This window comes from Bacillus sp. AFS001701 (genome assembly GCF_002559405.1).
Classification (GTDB): domain Bacteria; phylum Bacillota; class Bacilli; order Bacillales; family Bacillaceae_G; genus Gottfriedia.
The window spans coordinates 1-2054 of the sequence record NZ_NTZO01000231.1 but is presented as its reverse complement, the minus strand read 5'-3'; the positions used below and the strand labels follow the sequence as shown (position 1 = coordinate 2054).

2 protein-coding genes are annotated in these 2054 nt (G+C 31.4%); both read right to left on the bottom strand.

Going from position 1 to position 2054, the window contains the following annotated elements; genetic code table 11:
* Window positions 1-565: 565 nt before the first annotated feature.
* Window positions 566-1330 (bottom strand): MerR family transcriptional regulator, encoded by a 765-nt coding sequence (locus CN514_RS15580; RefSeq protein WP_098233375.1) that lies wholly within the window; start codon window positions 1328-1330, stop codon window positions 566-568.
* Window positions 1331-1528: 198 nt separating this feature from the next.
* Complete coding sequence (locus tag CN514_RS15575; protein WP_141529394.1) at window positions 1529-2029, bottom strand: hypothetical protein; 501 nt, start codon at window positions 2027-2029, stop codon at window positions 1529-1531.
* Between the last annotated feature and the right edge of the window lie 25 nt (window positions 2030-2054).

Here is a 2054-nt window from a genome sequence, read left to right as displayed (position 1 = left end):
AAAATATACTTAATATATAAGTACTAAATTTTATTTTTTCACGCTCAATATTTTGACTCTTTCTAATAAAGCGCTTCTTATGTCGCTCTTTCCTTGGTATAAATTGTTCGTCCATTTTAGTACATCCTTAGTTTAAAAATTGAATTATTTAAATCAAATTCTTACCTATATTGTACATAAACATTCCATTATTTAAAAATTTATAATACTTCTCTACAAAATTTACATCAAACTAATTAATCATAAAAATAATTATACCAAATTTCGTTGAATACATTTACTATTTTTTTCCAAAAAAATATAAAAAAAGTGTACTTAGATTGAATCTAGGTGCACTTTTTGGTTGAGCCTAATTTACACTACAGAATGTTGTTTTCCATGGGACATGGGAGTTGAGCCATCGCGTTGTTTTGACAAGTACATTAGGATCTTAGCTTTCCCACATATCTTATAGGAGTCTTAGGAGTTTGACAACATCTTCATTTTGCTGTTTTACTTCCTCATGAACCTTTTACGAATTATGAGAAGGTGTACTTCGAACTAGTCTAAGTACACCTTTCCCGACCTATTTTTTATGTTGTGTGTAAATATGAATTGCATCTCTTAAAAATTCAGCAGTTCCCGGTTGTTCCTTATCGTAATGTGCTCTAAAACGTTCATCGTCTACATACATTTGGGCTAAACCCGCGTGCGCTTCCTTACTATATTTGCTCCAATAAAATGTTAACCATTGTTTATGCAAATCAGCTACTTTTTGGGCAATTTCACTTGATGGATTACCTGTTTTAAATGCTTCAGCTAGTGTTTTTGTTAATTCTTCAGCAAGTCGCGTTACTTCTTTATGATCTTCTTCTGTCATATTCATTACTTTTTGATTTGCTTTATTAACAGCTTCATCTCCATATTTTCCACGTGCTTCTTTTCCATATTTCTTTTCATTTTCTTCGATCATATCTTTCTTAAAGCCTTCAAATTTTTCTTTATTTGACATTGTAATTCTCCCCTCTGTTAGAGCAATTGACTTTTCAACGTTTGAAATTAATAAATCCAATTGCTTTCTTTTATCAAGAAGCTGCTCACGATGCTCAGTTAACGCCTTGGCACTATTAAAATCAGGTGATGTAATAATTTCTTTAATGTTTTCTAAATTCATGCCTAGTTCTCTATAAAATAAGATTTGTTGTAAGCGCTCTACTTCCGCTTGACCATAAATCCGATATCCTGATGAGTTAATTCTTGCCGGCTTAAGAATTCCAATCTCATCATAATATCTTAAAGTCCTTGTGCTGATTCCTGCTAGAAGTCCAAGCTTTTGTACTGTATATTCCATTGCGACTACCTCCTGACATCTTTACAATACACCTTTACGCAACGTAAAAGTCAATTCTATAATTTATTTATTTTTTAAATTTTTTTTTCGGAGTAAGCTACAAAATTCCTACCGATCGTTTGGCAATATTCTTTACAAAGCATAAAAAAATCCCCTCTGTTATAGGGGATTACATCGTGTAGACAAATTACAAAATAATTATTTACCTGTAAATACTTTCATACCATTTATACCATCAAATGGTTTTCCACCAGGAGCGTGCAAATGACGAACTGCTAGTTTAAATCGCTTATTTGAAGGTATTTCTTGTTTAAAGGTTAACAAGAATGAATTGTTATCACCTTGTACCTTTGTAATTGTAACTTGGTTATTTGATAAAGCATTCCTTGCATTAAATTGACTTTTGCTTCCTAGTGATGCAATTCCGGTAGGGATTTTATCAGATAGACTTTGAATCCAATAAAATGATGCTTTTGTTCCTAAATTTAGATCAACTTGTGAATCAAAAGTTACAAGGATCTGATTTGTTGAAACCTGGAAAATATTAGCTAGATTAGGAATTTTGGTTACAGTTTGGTTTGGCTTATATCCTTCAATTCGCAGAAATTCCTTTTTGCTAGTTGCATTTACCTGCTTATTTGCTGGAAGAATAGAAGACATTACAATCAATAAAATCATAATCTTATAAAAAAATTTCATTATAATCTGCCTCCCTATATATATA